Source organism: Microcoleus sp. K4-B3, assembly GCF_036704615.1.
GTDB lineage: Bacteria > Cyanobacteriota > Cyanobacteriia > Cyanobacteriales > Microcoleaceae > Microcoleus.
This window is the reverse complement of record NZ_JAUBSF010000198.1, coordinates 1-2,252: the sequence shown is the minus strand read 5'-3', so window position 1 is coordinate 2,252 and position 2,252 is coordinate 1. Positions and strand designations below refer to the sequence as shown.

Annotated in this window: 4 protein-coding genes and 1 pseudogene; 2 read left to right on the top strand and 3 right to left on the bottom strand. The window is 43.7% G+C overall.

What is annotated here, in order from left to right:
- The first annotated feature begins 13 nt into the window (after positions 1-13).
- Positions 14-601, top strand: coding sequence for an IS66 family transposase (locus QUA78_RS32280; RefSeq protein WP_333399252.1), 588 nt, complete (start codon positions 14-16; stop codon positions 599-601).
- 378 nt (positions 602-979) lie between these two features.
- Here the strand turns inward: QUA78_RS32280 and QUA78_RS32275 are convergent, their stop codons facing one another.
- The 3 genes and pseudogenes from QUA78_RS32275 to QUA78_RS32265 form a co-directional block, all read right to left on the bottom strand.
- Positions 980-1,180, bottom strand: a complete 201-nt coding sequence (locus QUA78_RS32275) for an amidase family protein (protein WP_333307280.1) — start codon at positions 1,178-1,180, stop codon at positions 980-982.
- A 148-nt stretch (positions 1,181-1,328) separates the two neighbouring features.
- A complete protein-coding gene (locus QUA78_RS32270) occupies positions 1,329-1,508 on the bottom strand; it encodes an HNH endonuclease signature motif containing protein (RefSeq protein WP_333307281.1) in 180 nt (59 codons plus the stop codon).
- A gap of 18 nt (positions 1,509-1,526) precedes the next feature.
- A pseudogene (locus QUA78_RS32265) lies at positions 1,527-1,914 on the bottom strand (ISKra4 family transposase); the annotation flags it as partial.
- Between the two features lie 71 nt (positions 1,915-1,985).
- Here QUA78_RS32265 and QUA78_RS32260 point away from each other — a divergent pair.
- Positions 1,986-2,252, top strand: a 267-nt coding sequence (locus tag QUA78_RS32260; RefSeq protein ID WP_333307283.1) for a helix-turn-helix domain-containing protein, incomplete at its 3' end; no start/stop codon positions are given.

Here is a 2,252-nt window from a genome sequence, read left to right as displayed (position 1 = left end):
ATAGATAGTCTAGATGGAAGCTCATAACGGTAAATGTATTAGTAGGTACATTTTACACCATAAACTCAGGAGAGCCGCTTTGTGTTGGATTCATATGGAACGAGGGATTCGCCGGCTGCAAGGAGTCACAACACAACAGCGTACTGAGATAGACCAAGTGCTGGATGATTTGTGGGTCTATTACCGCCAATTAAAAGATTATCAACAACAGCCAACGCCGGAAAAAATGGCACCATTGCAGCAGCGCTTTGATGAGATTTTTGAGAGGCATTATCCCCATCACTACGCTCTGAACTTGGCTCAGAAGCAATTTTGTCTTCATAAAACAGAACTGCTGCGAGTCTTAGATGCGCCTTTTCTCCCGTTACATACCAATGCGGCAGAAACTGATATTCGAGAGTACGTCACACGACGAAAAATTAGTGGGGGAACTCGTAATGAAAATGGTCGTCAAGCGCGGGATACATTTACGGGTTTAAAAAAGACTTGTCGGAAACTCGGTATTTCTTTCTGGCAGTATTTGCTCTCGCGTTTCAAGCAAGATGAAATAATTCCACCTCTGGCGGATGTGATTAGAACTCGGACTCCCTCACCTACGTAAATCGCCCTGGATTTTTGGGTCAGTAACCAATTCATGAATTACTCTTGTGCTGGAATTCTCAGATTCAGGCTATCAGGCATTGTCTGAGTTAGTTTGGCGATACTTGCTTATCAGCACTTATTGAGCAGTTACCTTTGCCAGCCTAAAAAACGACTGTCTGTGATTTTATCAATCGCTCCTTTGCTCTATCAAACCTGAAAAAATAAAGCATTGGTTTTTATTAGAATAGCGCGAGCTATCGAGAACACTCGCACCGACAGATTCGGCTCAAAGGCTTAAACGCAACAATTTTATGGGTTTATGGGCTGGGACAACACCGATGGCTCTCGGTCATTGCTTCCGCAGCCAGATGCCCGACACCAATGACAAATGACATTTCTAATACCCAGGTGGGCGTTGAAAAAAACCAGTTACTTGAGTTAATTTGTCCGCAATCTCTAGCAGTTTCAGATCGCTTCCACGCCGCCCCACCACTTGCACGCCGATGGGTAGTCCTTCTTGTGACTGTGTAAAGGGCAGCACTACGGCAGGGTTGCCAGTTAAATTGAAAATTGTTACGTAAGCACCTATTGTTGTCAAATAAGAGAACTCGGGTTGAGTCGATGGAAGGTATTATCCTTCGCACCTCTGAGTTAGATCCGGACGTGCTGGTGGCGGGTAAGAGAGCCTACGTCGCCGTATCTCCCTCCCCTAAGAACCGGACTTGACACTTGTCGCATCATCCGGCTCAAGCCTTTGCCTTCACAGTACGTTTACCACTGTGTACAACTTTATGACAGATTTTGTGTAGGTGCTGGAGATTGTCGATGTCATCCGAGCCTCCTTTTGTCATTGGTACTATGTGATGTGTTTCGATAGCTTCACCATTGCTAAGATATTCGCCACAGATAGGACATTTCGGGAGCATCCCGGTTTTGTAAAAGCCTCAAATGGCCAAGAGGTCGTTGAGGTAAGCACAACGAAGTTTTAGCATTTGATTGACATTTTTTTTCAACCACCCGGCCCCAGAAATTTTCAACCTTCTATCTATTTGTTTGACCGTCGATTCCACCGCTCCCGAGCCTCGGCGAACAAATCTTGTTTTCTGATAATTGCTCATAGTTAACAATTCGAGAGCGATGCTTTTCTAGATACTTGCAAAAGTTCTGGGCGGTTTTTTTGCGACCCGACTTAAATAAATCTAGGGTGGGTTCGACCCGGCCTTGCCACAAAAATTCCTTGGCTTTGGCTAGACGTTTCAACGACCCTCCCACTTTATATAAATTTTCAATTAAATGATACCAATCTAAAATTTCGCGTCGGATTTTACCAGGATTCAACTGGCTAATACCAATTCACTATGAAGGTACACTAAAATATAGGGTAAAAGTAGAGGAAATCGAATATGGCGAACAAACTTCAGGTACAAATCCAGGAAACGGTTGAGGAACTAGAGCATCGACTCGAAGGTCATGCGACCGCCGTAAATAAAGAAAAATTACTGGTATTATACTGGCTGGCCACCAAAAAAGTCCAAAAAAGAGCAGAATTAGCCACGATGTTAAAACGAGACTCTTCAACAATATATCGTTGGCTAAGAGCTTACAAAAAAGGTGGAATTAATGAATTACTTAGCATAAAAAAAGCTCCCGGAAAGACTCCACATATTCCA